The 16,972-nt window shown below is 70.1% G+C and carries 15 protein-coding genes; 9 read left to right on the plus strand and 6 right to left on the minus strand.

The window, feature by feature from the left end:
- Nucleotides 1-125 precede the first annotated feature (125 nt).
- The gene (locus OG410_RS02440; RefSeq protein WP_329297548.1) at nucleotides 126-575 is read right to left on the minus strand and encodes an NUDIX hydrolase; all 450 of its coding nucleotides are present in this window, start codon (nucleotides 573-575) and stop codon (nucleotides 126-128) included.
- Nucleotides 576-780: 205 nt separating this feature from the next.
- Here OG410_RS02440 and OG410_RS02445 point away from each other — a divergent pair, with 205 nt between their 5' ends.
- From OG410_RS02445 to OG410_RS02460, 4 genes are all read left to right on the plus strand, one after another.
- Entirely contained in the window at nucleotides 781-936 is a 156-nt protein-coding gene (locus tag OG410_RS02445) for a DUF6131 family protein (protein ID WP_326790057.1), read from the plus strand.
- Nucleotides 937-1,223: 287 nt separating this feature from the next.
- Nucleotides 1,224-1,958 carry a dienelactone hydrolase family protein gene (locus OG410_RS02450; RefSeq protein ID WP_329297549.1) on the plus strand — a complete coding sequence of 245 codons (735 nt, stop codon included), beginning with the start codon at nucleotides 1,224-1,226 and terminating at the stop codon, nucleotides 1,956-1,958.
- Nucleotides 1,959-2,098: 140 nt separating this feature from the next.
- Entirely contained in the window at nucleotides 2,099-2,797 is a 699-nt protein-coding gene (locus OG410_RS02455) for a hypothetical protein (protein WP_329297550.1), read from the plus strand.
- Between the two features lie 350 nt (nucleotides 2,798-3,147).
- Nucleotides 3,148-3,408, plus strand: coding sequence for a hypothetical protein (locus OG410_RS02460; protein WP_329297551.1), 261 nt, complete (start codon nucleotides 3,148-3,150; stop codon nucleotides 3,406-3,408).
- A 330-nt stretch (nucleotides 3,409-3,738) separates the two neighbouring features.
- On the opposite strand, the gene OG410_RS02465 is transcribed toward OG410_RS02460, so the two are convergent.
- Nucleotides 3,739-4,728, minus strand: a complete 990-nt coding sequence (locus tag OG410_RS02465; RefSeq protein WP_329297552.1) for a DUF6215 domain-containing protein — start codon at nucleotides 4,726-4,728, stop codon at nucleotides 3,739-3,741.
- Between the two features lie 241 nt (nucleotides 4,729-4,969).
- On the opposite strand from OG410_RS02465, the gene OG410_RS02470 reads away from it, so the two are divergent.
- The 5 genes from OG410_RS02470 to OG410_RS02490 all read left to right on the plus strand — a co-directional run bounded on the left by OG410_RS02470 (nucleotide 4,970) and on the right by OG410_RS02490 (nucleotide 12,416).
- Nucleotides 4,970-5,698 (plus strand): hypothetical protein, encoded by a 729-nt coding sequence (locus OG410_RS02470; protein ID WP_329297553.1) that lies wholly within the window; start codon nucleotides 4,970-4,972, stop codon nucleotides 5,696-5,698.
- Nucleotides 5,699-6,616: 918 nt separating this feature from the next.
- On the plus strand, nucleotides 6,617-9,322 hold the full coding sequence (gene lanKC, locus OG410_RS02475; RefSeq protein WP_329297554.1) for a class III lanthionine synthetase LanKC: 2,706 nt from the start codon (nucleotides 6,617-6,619) through the stop codon (nucleotides 9,320-9,322).
- 103 nt (nucleotides 9,323-9,425) lie between these two features.
- Nucleotides 9,426-9,563 (plus strand): SapB/AmfS family lanthipeptide, encoded by a 138-nt coding sequence (locus tag OG410_RS02480; protein WP_328456874.1) that lies wholly within the window; start codon nucleotides 9,426-9,428, stop codon nucleotides 9,561-9,563.
- A 303-nt stretch (nucleotides 9,564-9,866) separates the two neighbouring features.
- Nucleotides 9,867-11,627 carry an ABC transporter ATP-binding protein gene (locus OG410_RS02485; protein WP_329297555.1) on the plus strand — a complete coding sequence of 587 codons (1,761 nt, stop codon included), beginning with the start codon at nucleotides 9,867-9,869 and terminating at the stop codon, nucleotides 11,625-11,627.
- A 156-nt stretch (nucleotides 11,628-11,783) separates the two neighbouring features.
- Nucleotides 11,784-12,416, plus strand: coding sequence for a glyoxalase (locus OG410_RS02490; protein WP_329297556.1), 633 nt, complete (start codon nucleotides 11,784-11,786; stop codon nucleotides 12,414-12,416).
- 174 nt (nucleotides 12,417-12,590) lie between these two features.
- Here OG410_RS02490 and OG410_RS02495 read toward each other — a convergent pair whose 3' ends face one another.
- From OG410_RS02495 to OG410_RS02510, 4 genes are all read right to left on the minus strand, one after another.
- Nucleotides 12,591-13,148: a DUF3291 domain-containing protein gene (locus OG410_RS02495; protein ID WP_329297557.1), complete on the minus strand. Its 558-nt coding sequence runs from the start codon at nucleotides 13,146-13,148 to the stop codon at nucleotides 12,591-12,593.
- A gap of 449 nt (nucleotides 13,149-13,597) precedes the next feature.
- On the minus strand, nucleotides 13,598-13,789 hold the full coding sequence (locus OG410_RS02500; protein WP_329297558.1) for a hypothetical protein: 192 nt from the start codon (nucleotides 13,787-13,789) through the stop codon (nucleotides 13,598-13,600).
- A gap of 83 nt (nucleotides 13,790-13,872) precedes the next feature.
- Nucleotides 13,873-16,272, minus strand: a complete 2,400-nt coding sequence (locus OG410_RS02505; protein ID WP_329297559.1) for a beta-L-arabinofuranosidase domain-containing protein — start codon at nucleotides 16,270-16,272, stop codon at nucleotides 13,873-13,875.
- A gap of 288 nt (nucleotides 16,273-16,560) precedes the next feature.
- Nucleotides 16,561-16,950, minus strand: a complete 390-nt coding sequence (locus OG410_RS02510; RefSeq protein WP_329297560.1) for a LamG-like jellyroll fold domain-containing protein — start codon at nucleotides 16,948-16,950, stop codon at nucleotides 16,561-16,563.
- Nucleotides 16,951-16,972: the final 22 nt, after the last annotated feature.

The raw sequence follows: 16,972 nt of genomic DNA on the forward strand, positions 1-16,972 counted from the left end.
AGACGTCCGTCCGAGCCGTTCCGTTCCGCGGATGCCCCGGTTTCGGACCCGGCTCCCCCACACCGTCGTACGCCACCGACGCACCCGTGCGCCGATCCGGCCGCGTTCCCGGCTCCCGGGAGTCGTCAGAGTCCGTGCAGGCCGGCCGCCAACAGCGGCCATGTGGCCGCGAATCCGGGGTGCAGACGAAGCGAGTCGATCTCCGCGGGGGCGCACCACCGGTAGGCGGCGCCTTCGCCGTCGCCACGACGCGGGGAGAACGACTCGGTGACCTCCGCGACGACGGTGTGGTAGGCCCAGCCGCCGTGATCGTCGACGAAGGTGTGGATCCGACGGAGTGCGGGAACACCGCCGAGTTCCTCCGCGAACTCCCTGCGGGCCCCGTCCCAGGGGCCTTCACCCGCGTGCAGCGCGCCGCCCGGAGTGCTCCAGGTGCGGCCGTGATGGACCCGCCAGGAGCGACGCTGGAGCAGGAACCGGCCGTCCTGGCGCAGGAGCAGTCCCGCCGCGCCGTGGGGGCCCCAATGACGGCACCCACGCCGGTCCCTGACATATCCGCGACCGCTGTCGGCCATGCTGCCTCCCTTGCTCCGCAGGATGCGACGCGCCTTCATTGTCGGCGGACCTGCGGCCGTACCGATGACGGTCGCGGGAGGGACGGCAAGCGTGCGAGCGGGCGGGCGGGCGGCTCGCACCCATCCCGTGTTTGCCTCGCACGACGCAGGAAACCCGGCGGGAGAAGGGACGCCCGCAGACGACGTCCCACCATCGGAGGACGCCATGATCATCCTCGGAGTCATCCTGCTCGTCATCGGCCTCGTCGCCGGTATCGGAATCCTGTGGACCATCGGGATCATCCTGGTCGCTGTCGGTGTCCTGCTGTGGATCCTGGGAGCGGTCGGCCGCGAGGTCGGTGGGCGACGCCATTACTACTAGGCCGCGTGACCGCAGGTCGCACGACCCGGTGTCGACCGAGATCATTCTCGCGACCGGCGCTGTCTCCTGACGGACTGGCATCGGCTTCATCCGGTGGGCTACGTTGTGCAGCCATGACTACCGGGACGGCCTTGCGCCACACACGGTTTGGTGACCCGGTGCTCTTCTGAGCGCCGTACGGGCCGGTGTCGGCCCGCTGTCGGACCGAGGATCTTGCGCTGCCGCGCGGGCCCCGCCTCCATCGTGTTGATCACAGGCTCGACACGTCAACCACGACAGGAGAGTTCATGCCCACCAGGATGCTGCAGATTCCCACTGCGGACGGACAGGCCGACGCGTTAGCCACCTTCCCCGACGGAGGCGGGCGGCACCCGGGGGTGCTGATGTACCCGGACGCCTTCGGGATTCGGCCCGTGCTGCGGGAGATGGCCCGCGAACTGGCCGGGCACGGGTACTACGTACTCGTCCCCAACTTCTTCTACAGGCACGGCCCCGCACCGGTGATCGAACTTCCCGAGCACATCGGAGAAGAGGTCCGGCCCACGCTCTTCCCCAAGCTGATGCCCATGATCGAGGCGCACACCGCAGAACGTGTCCTGAGCGACGCCGACGCCTATCTCGAGTTCCTCACCGCTCGGCCCGAGGTCAGCGCCGGACCGGTCGCGGTGACCGGCTACTGCATCGGCGGCCTCCTGGCGACGCGCACCGCCGCGGCCCACCCCGGCCAGGTAGCCGCCCTCGCCGCGTTCCACGGCCCGGTGGGAGCCGGCGGCCCCGACAGCCTCTCCAAGCTCACCGCCGAGGTCCACTTCGGCCACGCCGAGAGCGACTTGACGCCCGAGGCCCTCGACGAGCTCAACCAGTCCCTGGACACGGCGGGTGTCGGCTACACCTCCGAGATCTACCCCGGCACCATCCACGGCTTCACCATGTCCGACACCGATGCCTTCAACCCCGCCGCACTGCAGCTTCACTGGGACCGCCTGCTGCCCCTTCTCGGCCGCACCCTGACCAAGAGCTGAGGCCTCCGGCCCGAGCCGCTGTCCATGTCGACGGCTTGCACGCGCGTCGGCCGCCGAAGGACGGATGCGTCATCGCGCGACGGCCCACCACCCCGTCCTCCGCTACGAGCCCGAGCCGCGTCCTGACATGATCCGGTGGTATGACCGCGATACCTTCCGACGGCCTTGCCGCCACCTTCGCACGTCTGGGTGGTGAGGACGACAGACAGGTCTGGAGCGAGCTGTGGGACGGCTTGTACCACCAGCCACGCATCGGCAGCGACAGCCTCACCGCCCTCCCCTACCTGGCCGAGATCGCGGACGGCCGCGCCCCCGGCGAACCGGACGAAGCCGTCGAACTGGCGGGCCTCATCGCGTCGACGGCCGACCACGAGCACTGCGTGCGCTACGCCGAAGAGCTCGCCGTCCTCCTCCCGGTGGCCCGCCGCCTGCTGGAGGCGGCGCGCGAGTCCGCCGTGGTGTTCGTGGACCTCCTCCGGTGCGTCCTGGCCCTCGAGGGGGAACGGATCTGGAGCACGGGGCTGTTGGAAGGCCTGTACCAGCACGAGTACGAGATCGAGTGCCCGAAGTGCACGTCGGAACTGTTCATCGCCTTCGGTGACCGCGGCACCTTCGCCTCGGCCGGCGACTACGTGACGTCCGACCCGGCCAAGACGGCCCTGCTGCCCGCCGATCCGGCCACCCTCGCTCCCTTCCCCACGCGCCTGCACCGCGCCGCGGCACAGGCCGGACACGAGGACATCGCACGCGGCATCACGTACCTCTTCGGCCGGGCCACCTGCCCGGACTGCGGTGCCGTCTTCCCTGTCGAGGACCAGGTCGAGGCGAGCCGGATATGAGTGAGGCTCCCGCGCGGATCGAAGCCGTGGACTGGACAGCCCTCAGTACCTCCTGAGCGACTGCGCGCCCTTCTCGACGCACCGCCGGCGGGCCGGCCCTTCGCACCACGGAGCCTGGCCCTCGCCTACGGGCGGCTGACCGGCGACCGCGAGCCCGCACTGCGACCGCTCCTTCCCCAGCTCGGCGAGCCGTACGGCCAGGAAGGCGTCGCCGCACGGCCGGCGGAACTGGGCCCGGCGGCAGTCCCGTACGTCGGACGGTTGCGTGAGCTCCTGACCGGCACGCGCAGGGCCGGCTGCCGCTGCGCGCCGGTGAGGCACCGTCGCGGATCACCGGTCGGAGCGACGAGGTGGTCCCGGCCCTCGTCCGGGCCATCACCCGGTTCGCCGAGCAGGGCGGCGCCTGTCCGGCGGTCATCGAAACAGTGCGGCTGCCGGCGGAGACGGGCGCGGACGCGGCTCCCGCGCGGCCCGCCCTCAGTGCCTTCCTCGACGCCGACGTACGGCCCGTGAGACACGGCACCTGGCGCTCCGTCCCGGAGGACGACGCGCTGTGCGAGGCCGCACGCGCGGCACTGCTCGCCACCTCGGCACCGGGTGGTGCCGCCTGACAGCACCGGGGCAGCCGGGCCCCTTGTTGCCCGGCACCGGCACGGACCAGTCCCCGACCGGCCCCGGACAGCGAGAAACCCTGTCCCGCACACCGCGGGACAGGGTTTCGACAGAGCGCCGGGCAGGCCTTGCACCTGCATTTCCCCGCAGGAAGCGGGGCGTCTTTCCTTGGACCACCGACGCATCACCAACCGGAGTGACTTCCTCCGACCGGCTCTGACGAAATAGTAGCGCACGCATGTACGGGCGATGTCCTGCCCACCCATGAGCATGGAGACCGGCCGCACCTCCTGCCGCCAGCCGCTGGGGAGCTCTGGGCCGCTCGCCGATCAGCGTTCGCGGATCGCCGGAAGTACCTTGTCGGCGATGGCGAGGAGAGCGCTGTCGTCGGGGAGGGCTCCGGACTCGCTCCACACGGTGATGTCGCAGTAGCCGCCCCGGTCCTTACGGTCGAGGGCCACGGTCAGGTTCCTGGCCAGGGGGCCCTGTTCGACCGGACCGCCGGTAGTGCCGCTCCCGCCGCTGATCCGAATCCGCATGGTGTGATCCGAGAACAGGACCGCGGGCCGGCCCAGAACCGTGAGGGTCTTGATGTCCTGCTCGGTCCCGTACTTCATCAGCTTCACGTATTGGTCGATCGTCAGATGGTTGTACGTGGCCGAGACATTCACGGTGTACGTGTCGAACTCGACCTCGGCCTCCGGCGCGGCCACCTTCCCGTCGGTCAGAGGAGCGGTGTTGTTGGTGCCGGAGACACTGGTCGCGGTCTCCGCGGGCGTTCCGAGGAGCTTGGGCAGGTACGGCCGGTTGAGCGCCTCGCAGAGCTCTTCACCGGTCACGGGCCGGGGCGTCCGCCGGTAGACCTTCGGCAGCTCCTCGTGTTCCGCGCCATGACACGAGACGGCCGTCGGGGTGCTGACGTCGGACGGCATCACGCGGGGGCCCAGCCACACCGCAGCCCCGAGCGCCCCGAACAAGGCTAGGGCCGCGACGGCCTGGCCCCACGCGTTGTGGTCCTTCCGCGGAGCGGCCGGGCCAGGGCGCGGCCCGACTGCGGTCCGGGCTGGGGCGTCGGCAGCGACCGCCACCCCGGCCGTGGAGGCGGCCGGACCGGGGTTCCGGCGAGCGCGCAGGGCCCGGACCACCTCGTGGACGCGTACGGCGGTGAACACGAGGAACACCGCACCGATACCGGCCGGGACCAGCTCCTGATCGCGGACGGCGAGATACATGATGCGTACGCCGAAAACCGACCCGACCACGATGAGCAGAGGCTCACGGACCCAGAACGGCAGGACACGCAGGAGGAGACCGAGCATCCGACGATCCCACCACACCAAGATCACAATCGCCGTGGTGGAAGCCACAGTTCCGGGCACGTGCGGCGAATTGGTGCGGCGAAATCGGCTTGATCGCCTGGATCGCCTGGACCGGCTCAACTGGCTCAACACACACCGGGACCGGCGCACCCGTCAGACGGGTGCCGCTCGAGGGCTGACCGGCACGCGTCAAGCGGTAGGGTGCAGAGCCTTCCCGCGGTCTTCACGGAGGTACACACCCATGTTCCTGTACCGGGCGATGCTGACGTTCGGCACCCTCGCCCTGTTCGTCGGCATCGGCCTGCTCTACGACCACGACTATCTGCTGGGTGCCCTGCTGCTGGCGGCCGGCGTGGTGTCGGGCGTGATCCCGATCGCCACGGGTGTCGCGCGCGCCCTGGCCGCGTGGCGGTATCAGGGCGAAGACATGGGGGCCCTCGCCGACCCGGTGCTGCGCAAGCGGCTGCGGATCCTCGGCGGTGTACTGAGCGCGCTGGGCCTGGTGGTGTTCGTCGCGGGGGTGGTGATCGAGTCGCTGGTCTGGGCCACCAACCACGACGACCCGCCGATCCCGATGCCGGTGCTGATGCTCGTCGGGCTGATCCCGGCCGGTCTGCTGTGCTTGCTGGGGTACGCCCTGGTGAACGCGGGCCGGCTGACCTTCGCCGGCGACGCCGAGGGCGTGGATTCCGGCTATCGGCTGGGTTGGATCCTGGTGGGGTTCTGTGTCATCGTCGGCGGCTCGGTGACCGACCCCCGGTTGTCCTGGCAGATCGCCGGAGGTATCGCGATCCCGACCGGCGTCCTGGCACTGGCGTCCTGCCTGGCGTTGCGAGCGCTGCGCGGGCCGATGGCAGAGATCCAGTCGAAGTTCTGGGCCGCCCACAGGGCCGCGGCGCGGGAGCAGGCGATCCGCGCCGGGCGGATCGACGCCGCCGGGCAGAGCCTGCCACAGCCTCCGCAGCAGTGACGAGGGCCGCGCGTCGCGCGGCCCTCATTGGTCCCCGGCGGCTGGTCATCGGCGTTCACTCTGTCTGCGTACATCGCGCAGGCGTCAGGTCGGACCGGCCGTCGACCAGCAACCGAACGCCCAACTTCAGTGCCCTGTCCTGGAGTTGCGCATCCGACCGCCTCCGATCACGTGCGACCGCCTCCGATTCGCGTCCTCCGGCAGTCCGAGGCCGATGCCTGTGCCGTCGAGATCGCACGATGGCATCCGCGGCACGCATCCGTGACTTCTTCAGTCAACTCGGCCAGGCCGGACCCGAGTTCCTGACAGAGGGGCACCGCCTCGCGGCTTGCTCGCCGGGCTCGCGGAGGTTTCCGAGCGGTCCGCGGAGGCGGTTGTCCATCTCTCGCGCGGTACGACAAATCCATCTCGAGGGAACGGCGGGCACGCGGGGTTCATACGCCGTATCGCGCCCCGCCCGGCATATGCCGCTTTAACCGCGCCACCAAGGCCCAATTGACCAGGGCGGCCGACGCGGCTCACTCCCACGAAAACTCCTGGTCGCAGGCCCGGCGAGACAGCGCCCGCCTTCCCCGTGCCCAAGACGGCTCGGCGCACCGGGCCGGTCCGGTGATCCGGTGTACGCCTCGGCGCTGTCGGCGATGGGCGGCCCCAACATCACGCCCGGGGTGAATATCTTCGGAAAAGCCTTCTTTCGCGCCGTTGTGGTCGAAGTATCGCCTTCCCAATACTTCGAGTGGCCGCAGCCCCGCCAAGAGCTCAGGCCACCAGCCGAAAACGCGCAGCCCGCTCCCGCTCCCCGGGCCGGCGCACCTCCCCGCTCCCCGCTCCCCGCTCCTCCCGCTCTCCAGGCCGGTCGGATCTCCGCTCCCCTTTGCCGACCCGCCTGTACACGTCCCTGCCCTGAGGAGAAGTCCGATGGACAACCGGTACGAGGCCTACGCCTACGCAGACCCGATCTTCTACGACTCACCCCGACGCTGGGGCGCTCAGGAGGAGTTCGCGGCCGTCAGCCGGCCGCTGCCCGCCGGCTGGGAGGGCGGGGACCTGGAGATCTGGGCGGTGGTACGCCCCCAGGACGTGCAACTGCCCCCGCAGGGCTGGAAGATCCACGTGTCCTCGTGTGCGGAGGACGCCGAGGCGGTACTGGAACAGGTCTACGACTACTGTCTGCGCGAGCACATCACGTTCAAGTTCCTGCGTGGGCTGCCCATCCTGCAGATGCAGAACTCCAAGTACTCCCCGCGCGGTTCGAGCGGAAAGTTCTGCACGCTCTACCCGGTGGACGACGCCGAGCTGCGGCGGTGCCTGGAGGGCCTCGGACCGCTGCTGGCCGGACGCCGCGGCCCGTACATCCTCAGCGATCTGCGCTGGGGGGAGGGACCGCTGTATCTGCGCTACGGGGGATTCGCCGAGCGCCACTGTCACAACGACGCCGGTCAGCGGGTGCTGGCACTCGAAGACCCGGACGGCCGGCTGGTCCCCGATGTCCGCGGCGCCGGTTTCTCGGTCCCCGGCTGGGCGCCCGTACCCGCGTTCGTCGAGGGCGCCATCGCCGAGCGCAACGCCCCGCAGGCGCCCACGCTCCCCTACACCGTCGAACGCGTCCTGCACTTCTCCAACGCGGGCGGTGTCTACCTGGGCCGCAAGGACGCGGACAGTCCGCAGGTCGTGCTCAAAGAGGCACGCCCCCACGCGGGTCTTGACCAGCGCGGAGTCGACGCCGTCACCCGGCTCCAGCAGGAACACGACATGATGGCCCGCCTGGCCGGCTCACCCGGGGTCCCCGCACTGCACGAACTGCTGACCGTGTGGGAACACCGTTTCCTGGTCCAGGAATTCGTCGAGGGAAAGTCACTGAGCGAGTGGCTGACCGCGAAGTACCCACTCATCCATCCGGACGCCGACGACACGACGGTCGCCGAGTACACCCGCGAGGCGATCGAGATCGTGGGCCGGATCGAGCACGTCCTGAAGGCCATGCATGCCCGCGGGGTGGTCTTCGGAGACCTCCACCCCCGCAACCTGATCATCCGGCCGAACGGCGACATCTGTTTCATCGACTTCGAACTCGCCAGCCCTGTCGACGCTTTCGTGCGTCCGGCGCTGGGCGCCGCGGGCTTCACCGCGCCGAAGGGATACACCGGACCGGAGATCGACCTGTACGGACTGGCCGCGATCCGCCTGTGGTTGTTCCTGCCGCTTGCCCAACTGCCCACCCTGGACGCGGGCAAGAGCACCGAACTCGCCGACGTCATCGAGCGCCGGTTCCCCGTGCCCCCCGGGTACACCGCCGAGATCCGCCGCATGCTGGCCCCCTCCCCCTCGGACGGCCGCACCCCGAGGCCCGAACTGGGCCTGCACAGGGCCGAGACACAGGCCCTGCTCAGCGGGCCGCAGGCCGACTGGCCGGCCATCCGCGACTCGCTCGCGGCCGGTATCCGGGCGATGGCCACCCCTCACCGCGGCGACCGGCTCTTCCCTGGCGACATCGCCCAGTTCACCCAGGGCAGCCTGGGACTCGCCCACGGAGCGGCGGGTGTCCTGTACGCCCTCCACGCGACGGGCGCCGGAACGGACGGCGAACACGTCCGGTGGCTCGTCGACGCCGCCCACACCCGCCCGGCCCAGCCCGGTCTCTACACCGGCGGACACGGCGTGGCCTACACCCTCGACCTTCTCGGCGAACGGGACGCCGCCCTCGATCTGCTGCGTCGGCTCGCCCACACCACTCCGGACGGCCCGCCGGGCCCTGACCTGTCGTCGGGCCTCGCCGGCATCGCCCTGACCCTGTCGCACTTCGCCACGGCCACCGGCGACCCCCACCTGCTGGACACCGCCCTCGTGCACGCCCAGGCCGCGGCCGACGAACTGGAGAAGGAGGGCCCTTCGAGCGGGCGCCGCAAGGCCGGCCTGATGAACGGAGCGTCCGGTGCGGCCCTCGCCCTGGTCCGCCTCTACGAACGTACCGGCGATCACGCTCTCCTCGAACGGGCCCAGACGCTGCTCGAACTGGACCTCGAGCGATGTGTGACGGCGGCGGACGGCACCGTCCAGGTCCTCGACGAGTACCGGGTACTCCCGTACATCGAGACCGGCAGCACCGGCATCGGACTGGTTCTCGACGCCCTCCTCGGCCATCATCCCGCCAGTCCGACGGCCCGCTACCGGACGCCGATCAGCCGCGCGGCCGAACCCGAATTCATCATCCAGCCCGGCCTGTTCAACGGCCGCGCGGGGCTCCTCGGCTACCTCGCCCTCACCAGGCCCCAGCCGCACCCTCCGGGCGTTCGGCCCTCCCCGCCCCCGCGCACCCCGGACGACGTGGAAGCGGCCGCCCACCGCCAGACCGCGCTGGACCGCCACCGCAGGCTCCTGGCCCTCCACCAGATCTCGTACCAGGGCCACCTCGCCTTCCCGGGCGACCAGCTCCTGCGGCTCTCCGCGGACCTGGCGACCGGCTCCGCCGGAGTGCTCCTGGCCCTGGGCACCGCCCTGGCCGGCACCCCCTTCCTCCCCTGGACCGGTGGAGCCGGACCCGTGCCGACGAGCGCGACCCGAACGGCTCCGGCCACGGCCGGCCACCGCCCTGTCTCCGCCGGGCGCACGGCCGGCCACGCCTGACCACGTCACCACAACGCGCAGCGGTATCAGCCGAGTTGCGCACCCCAGATTCCCGGCCGCCCGGCCGGGTGATCCACCCGTCAGTGAACGAAGGAGAACAGACATGATGATCCTCGACCTGCAGACGATGGACCTGCCCGAGACCGAGGCCACCCCGATCGACGACACCCTCGCGAGCACCAGCTCCCTGAGCGTGCTCAACTGCGGCACCAGCACCGTGAGCACGCTCCTCTGCCTCTAGCAGGCACCGCCCCGTGAGGGGCGTACGCAGCGCAGCCGGCCGGGCCGCCACCAGCGGCCCGGCCGGTCGCCCATCAGGGCCTGTACCCGCAACAACACGGACGGCGGCACAGCCCACACCCCAATCCCAAGGCAGCCCATCCACCACCACCGCGCTCCCTCGGCGAACCCGACCGGCTTCCGCGGCTCCGCCACCCCGGCCCGACCCCGACTGTTCAGCCGGCCTCAGCCCCAGCAGCCCTCCCTCCGCCGGGTGCGTGTGCCGTACACGACGACGCCCCCTCGCCCACCAGAGAGGTTCCCCGTGGCCGACGAGCCTGCTCCCCACGCTCTCCACACAACGGGCCCGCTGCGGCTGCGCCGTGAGCTGACGGCCGAACCCGGCCCCCTCACCGTCGCACTGCTCCTCGCACTCGCGGCCACCGCCTCCGCCCTCGCCCTCCCCCTCTTCCTCCAGGACGTCATCACCGACTTCTCCGGCCATCACCCACTCACAGGTCACATCACCCTGATGTGCGCCACCGCCGCGGCCGGCGCCCTCACCCAGGCATGCTCAGGCTTCCTGCTCGCCCGCATCGGCGAACGCATGGCGTACAGGCTGCGCATCACCTTGATGGAACACGCGCTGCGCCTGCCCCTGCCCGTCGTCCGGACCCAGGGCACCGGCGAACTCGCCGCCCGGATCACCTCCGACGCGCTCCTGCTGCGCCAGATCGTGGACGTGGCCAGCCAGTTGCCCCTGGCCACCGTGACCATCGCGGCGACCCTGGGCGTGATGCTGTGGATCGACTGGGTCCTCACCGTGGTCACCCTTGTCTCCCTGTCCGCCCTGACCCTCATGGTGATGCTGGTACTGCGCCGTATGCGGGCCAACGTGACCGGCCAGCAGGACGCCGTCGGACACATCGCCCAGCGCTTCACCGCGAACCTGGAGGCCCTCACCACGATCAAGGCCAACCGGGCCGAGCCGCTGGCCACCCGCGCCCTCGCCGAGGACGCCGAACGGCTGCGTTCCGTCTCCCTGGAAGGCGCCCGGCTGGGCACGCTGATCCCCGCCGTGCTCACCCTCGGCAACCAGCTCGCCATGATCGCCGTGATCCTCACCGGAGGCGCGCGCCTCGCCGCGGGCGACATCACCGCGGCCGCGTTCGCCGCGTTCCTCCTCTATCTGCTGCAGGCCATCCCGTCCGTCAACACGCTGGCCACCGGCCTCGGCCGGCTTCAGTCCGGGCTGGCCGCCCGCGACCGCTGCAACGACCTGCTGCTCCTGCCGCCGGAGAACGACCCCACCGACGACGACCAGGCCGCCCCCACCCCCCTGCCCAACGCACCCGCCGTCGCCTTCGACTCCGTCTCCTACACCCATGCCGGAGCCGGCCGGCCCACCTTGCGGAGCATCTCCTTCGCCACCGCCCGCACCGGGCTCACGGCCGTGGTGGGCGCGTCGGGGGCCGGCAAAACCACCACGCTCTCCCTCATCGACCGGTTCATCCGGCCCTCCTCGGGCACCATCACGGTCCTGGGTCACGACATGCGGCACTGGCCCCTGGACGCCCTCCGCACCCGCATCACCTACGTCGACCAGGCCTTCACCCTGCTGGAGGCCACCGCCCGCGAGAACCTCCAGCTCGGCCGCACCACCCCCGCCACGGACGCCGAACTCACCACCGCCCTCGACGCCGTCGGACTCACCGACGACATCACCCGCCTCCCCCAGGGACTCGACACCCATCTCGGCCGCGAGACCGACCTCTCCGGCGGCCAGAGGCAACGCATGGCGCTCGCCCGTGCCCTGCTCTCCGACGCCGACATCGTGCTGCTCGACGAACCCACCAGCCAACTCGACGGCCTCAACGAACAACGCTTCCGGACCGTCATCGAAAAGCTGGCGACGACCCGCGCGGTCATCGTCGTCGCCCACCGGCTCACCACTGTGCAGCACGCCGAGCACGTGATCATGCTCGATCAGGGCACCGTCACCGACACCGGCAACCACCCCGCACTCCTCGCGCGCTGCACCCCCTACCAGCAGCTCATCGCCAGCCAGGCCATCTCCGGACCCTGAGTCCGACGGAAGGGCGGCCAGGACAACACGACGGACGAAGGCGGCCGATCAACGATGACCGGATCGAGCAGGACAGGATCCAACAGGACCGGATCGAGCACGATCGAGCAGGATCGAAGAAGCCACCGCCACCGAGCCGCGACTAGCGTGATCGGCATGACTTCCATCGCATCCATCACCCTCGAAGTGGACGACACGACTGCCGCCGAGCAGTTCTACACCACCGCCTTCGGACTCGGCTCCCGGCTGCGCCTGCGCGCCTCCGAGGCGCCGACTGCAGGCTTCCGCGGATTCACGCTGGCACTCACCGTCTCCCAGCCGGCCGATGTCGTGAGCCTCGTCGACGGTGCCCTCGCGGCCGGCGCCACCTCGCTGAAGCCCGTGTCGAAGTCCCTGTGGGGCTACGGCGGCGTCGTCCAGGCCCCGGACGGCACCATCTGGAAGGTCGCGACCTCGGCGAAGAAGGACTCGGGCCCGGCCACGGGCACCATCGACGAACGAGTGCTCCTGCTGGGCGTCACGGACGTGAAAGCGAGCAAGCGGTTCTACGTCGAGCAGGGGCTGACCGTCGCGAAGAGCTTCGGCGGCAAGTACGCCGAGTTCACCGCGGACGGACCGGACCAGTTCAAGCTGGCGCTGTACAAGCGTGCCGGGCTGGCCAAGGACCTCGGCGTCGCCGACGACGGCAGCGGCTCGCACAGGCTCGCCCTCACCGGCTCCGCCACGGCGTTCACCGACCCGGACGGCTTCACCTGGGAAGCCTCTTCCCTGACGTCTGCACAGTCCTGACCGCCTCCCGGGCACACCGGCCCCTGAGCGGCACTCCCGCCCGCGGCACGCCGCGCCGCCGTAGTCTGTCGGCGTGGCCCGCCCTACCCCGCCGCGCCCAGTGGACGTAGAAGAACTTCCCGTCTGGGACCTGGACGACGAACTCTGGGATGAACTCGAGTTCAGGCTTCCTGGTCAGCGAACCTGGTCGCTCTTCGGCCCGATGCCTTTGATCCTGGCCCGAGTTCCCTCCGGGGCGAACGAGTGGTGGAAGGTGAAGGCGTGCGGCGCGGAGCCGTGGCCGTGGAGGTGTTCCAGCCTGGAAACCCCGTCCTGCCAGGTGGGTGTCACGCCGTCGGAGACCCACCAACACACGTAATTCGGGTGTCCTGTCCTCTCGAACCAGTCGTAACGCCTGTTCAGCGCCTCACGGTGCAGACCGGTGTAGATGGCGTCGAAGGCGGGGTCCAGGTCGGTCCAGAGTGAGAGGGTCGCGGCCAGGGCGGTGGTTTCCACCGTATGGCCCTTGCCGTACCAGGTCGGTACGGCGAACTCTCCCCATGCACCCCAGTCCGCCTCGAAGAGCGCGCCCCGGTCACCGTCTGCCGCTTCAGCATGCGCGAGGTACCCGGGGTGCTGACTGATCTTCCGGTAGACGGCCTCACCGATGTCGTAGAACTCGCGCGTGAGCGGTGCGGGATCGGCGAGAGGTGACTTCAGGACGCCGAAGGTGTACAGCGCAAGGTGGGGCATGCGTCTCTCCCTGGTTGGGGGTGCCTGGTGTGGACCCGGGTCGGTGGCTTTCGCATGGGGCGAGGATTCGTGAGGCCTGACCGACTCATCCCGTCGCGGGTGGCTCAGCCTGAAGGAACTCCTGTGCGGCCGTGGGCGATCGCCGAAGACCAGGTGAAGGTAGCTGCCTCTGCGGGCCCTGTCGAAGTTGCGTTTTCCCTTTCCAAGTGGCCTCTTGCACCGGTCATTGAGGGGCTGGGGCGGTGACGGGCGGGGCCGGCCACGGGGTCGCAGTGATCCACTTCGGCCGATCGGCGCTCAAGCGGTCACAGGCGTCGACATCGCCGGCCGGCTCTTCAACCGGGGCACGCAGGAGTCCTGATCCACCCTTCGGAGCCGGTGATGTGAACGCCAGGCCCCTCGACGGCACAGTGCGCACCCCTCATCCGAATGACGCGGAGGGGCGGACGTCACCGACGCGGGAGGCCGACGGAGGGAAGCGGCAGATCGCGTCGGAAGACGGCCAGGGGGCGACCGGGCCCGTTGTAGTCGTCGATGACGCTCACGTCGAAACCGACACGGCGATGGAAGGCGATCGAGCCGGTGTTCCCGACGGACGTGATCGCCTTCACGGCCTCATGGCCCTCTTCGACCGAACTCACCGCCGAGGACCCGTGCGACGCACAGGTCCTCGGCGGTTCGTCATCCGCTCGTACCGAGGCGCGGAAGGGCCGGGCTCAGGCGTTCACAGAAAGCGCCACAGGTGGTCGGCCGTTCCGTTGTCGTCGTACTGGACCACCTGCGCGCTGTTGCCGGTGGACATACGGTCCACCCCGAGGACTTTCCCGCTGTTCTTGTTCCGGATGCGGTACCAGCCGTCGCCGTCGTCGACCAGCGCCCACAGGTGATCGTCCGTTCCGTTGTCCTCGAACTGCACGACGATCGCGCTGTTGTCCATCGACATGCGGTCGACGCCGAGCACCTTGCCGCTGTTCCCGTTGCGGATGAGATGCCAGCCGTCGCCCCTCTCGATGAGCTGCCAGGCGTGGTCGCCCGTCCCCGTGTTGTCGAACTGCACCACGCGCGCGCTGTTCTCGGTCGACATCCCGTCGACGGCCAGGACCTTGCCGCTGTTCTTGTTGGCGAGTCGGCGGAAGGGCGGCTCCGGTGTCCAGGGCCTGCCGTCGGGAGCCGCCGTGGGGAACGACGTGACGCGAAGCCGCGCGGCACCCATGGGGATGAGGGTGACCGTCTCGACCGGCGCGTCACTGCGGGCGGGAGAGTCCTGCAACGGTGCGACGACGTGTTCGTCGTCCGCGACCCACTCCTGGATCCTCCGGGCCTGCGCCGCGATGGACACGGGAGTGGTGCCGGGTGTGAACGGCTGGTCCGGGACGGCGGTGCCGGTCTGCGCCGGGGTCAGGGAAGTCTCCGGCAGGAGGCCGTAGTTCCATCCGGTGGTGGCGTGGACCTCGTATGCGGGGAACCTGTCGTCTCCCGCGTAGCGGTCGTAGCGTTCGCCGATCTTCAACGAATAGGTGAGGGGGCCCCGTTCGACGCTGACCGCGCCGTGCCGGTCGGGCCACGAGCGCAGTTGAGCCTTCTGAGGCAACCGCAGGCGGACGACGTCGCCGTCGCGCCAGGTGCGGTCGATCCGCGCCCAGGACGGGCCGTCCGAGGAGGTGACCGCAGTACCGTTGACCTGTAGCTGGGGACCTTTGCACCAGCCGGGCAGACGCAGTTGCAGCGGGAAGCGCACCGGACGGGGCGTGGAGACGGTGAGGGTGATCGTGTCCTGGAAGGGATATCCCGTCTCCTCGGTGACGGTGACCGTCGTTCCGCCGGCGACCGTGGCCCGCACACGGCTCGGGGCGTAGAGCGCGGCGACCAGACCGCCGTCGGCGCTCGCGAGCCAGAGTTCCTCGGTGAAGTAGGGCCAGCCCATGCCGTAGTTGTGGGGGCAGCACCGGTACTGGTCGACGCCGGCCTGGAACGCCTGCATGGCGAAGCCGTTCTGGAACTGCCCCTGGGTCTTGGGGCGGTTGTCGAGGTCGACGCTGTTGGCGCTGGTGATGTAGTGCACGGACTTGCCGTCGGGGTCGAGGGACGCCGGGAGCATGTTGAAGGCCAGGTCCTCACAGCGGTCCGCCCATACCGGGTCTCCGGTGATCCGAGTCAACAGCTCGTGGCTGGCCATGAATTCGACGATGCCGCAGGTCTCGAAGCCCTGCCGGGGGTCCGCGAATCCGGGGCGGTAGTTCTCGTCACCGGCCAGCCCGCCGCCGGGGAAACGCCCGTAGGCGCCCATCACGGCATCGTAGGCCTGGTACGTGGCCCGGGTGAGGTCGGCGGAGCCGGTCAGCCGCCCGTACTGAGCGGGCTCCCGGAAGCCCTGGGCGATGTTCACGTTGTGCCGGCTCGGGGTGGCCCCGGTCCAGTCGACGCCGTAGCTGTGCATCTTGGCGGCGAGATCGAGCAGGAACGCCTCGCCGGTACGGCGGTGGAGCCATACGGCGACGTCGAGGCCGTCGCCCCAACGGTAGGACACCCAGCTCGCGTTGAAGGCACCCGGACCCTGAGCGTTCATGTAGCGGAGGAAGCGGACGAGGAACGGCACGATCCGCTGGTCGTGGGTGAATTCCTCGTGCGTCCGCAGTGCTTGCAGGAGCGGCAGGAAGGGCCAGAAGTCCGGTCCGCCGTTGAGTGCCGTGCGTAAGCCGCGGGGCCCGAAGAAGCCGTCGCTCTGCTGGGTCGCGAGGATCGCGTCGACCCACTCGCGCGACCGGGTCAGCGCGTGCGGGTCCCCCGTGGCGATCGCCAGCGGTATGTAGCCACGGAGCCAGTACGGCACCTCCTCCCAGGCGTCGTGCTCGGGATGCGCCCAGCCGGTCGTGGAGAAGTCGAGGAAGTGCGAGAAATTCTCGTACGTACCGCACAGACCGGCGAGTTGCAGCCGGAGCTGCCCGGCGAGCCAGCCACGGGCGACCACGCTTCCGGGCGGCAGCTTCTGGAACGCGTCGGCCGGTGTCGTCTCCGCTCGCGGCTGGGGCACCGCGGCCGCGGCCCTCGCGAACGTGCCTCCGAGGGCGGTGGCGCCCAGCGCGCCGGAGCCCATGGCGAGGATTCTCCGTCTGCTCACTGACATGCAGGTGACCTGCCTTCCCGAAGGGGCCTACTCGCAGTGCGACAACGTTGTCTCGTTCTGTGCGGTAACGCGGGATCCGCCCGTCGGATCATCCGGATCCGGTTCCACGCCGCCACCGGGGCCGGAAGGCGCCGCGGACTTCTACAACGTTGGAAATGGCGCCGCGGACATGACAGCACGGCGGAGTCCGGCTGTCCAGAGAACGCGTCACCGACCATCCGCGCACGCCGACCGCATCCCTGTGAATCCCTGCGAGTCGGCGCCAGGTTCCGGCGGCGCGGGCGGGCCTCAGGTTCCCGCGGCGGATCGCGTGAGGTCCGCGCTCATGGCGCCGTAGTGGGCCGCGAGCCGGGACTGGGAGACCTCGGAGTCGTACACGGCCACTTTGCCGATCGCGCCCTTGAAGTACGACGTGGCGTCGGCGGCGCCGATCCTCAGCGGGGCGTCGGTGTTGCTGGGGGTGATGCCGTATGCGTCGAGGGCATCCTGGTCGCGGAGCACCCCGTTCTTGTAGACCTTGACGTATCCGGTGGGATAAGTGTCGCCCTTGTCCCGGATGTTGATGACCAGTGCGTAGTGGATCCATTCACCGGGCCTGACCCGGTCCTCGAAGTCCTTGCCGTCGCCTGCGGTCTTCGCCGCGTAGGCGACCACCGGACAGTCGGCGACGTCGGCCACCACACCGCCGGCCCTGAGGCGG

This window comes from Streptomyces sp. NBC_00659, from assembly GCF_036226925.1.
In the GTDB taxonomy this organism is placed as follows: Bacteria; Actinomycetota; Actinomycetes; order Streptomycetales; family Streptomycetaceae; genus Streptomyces.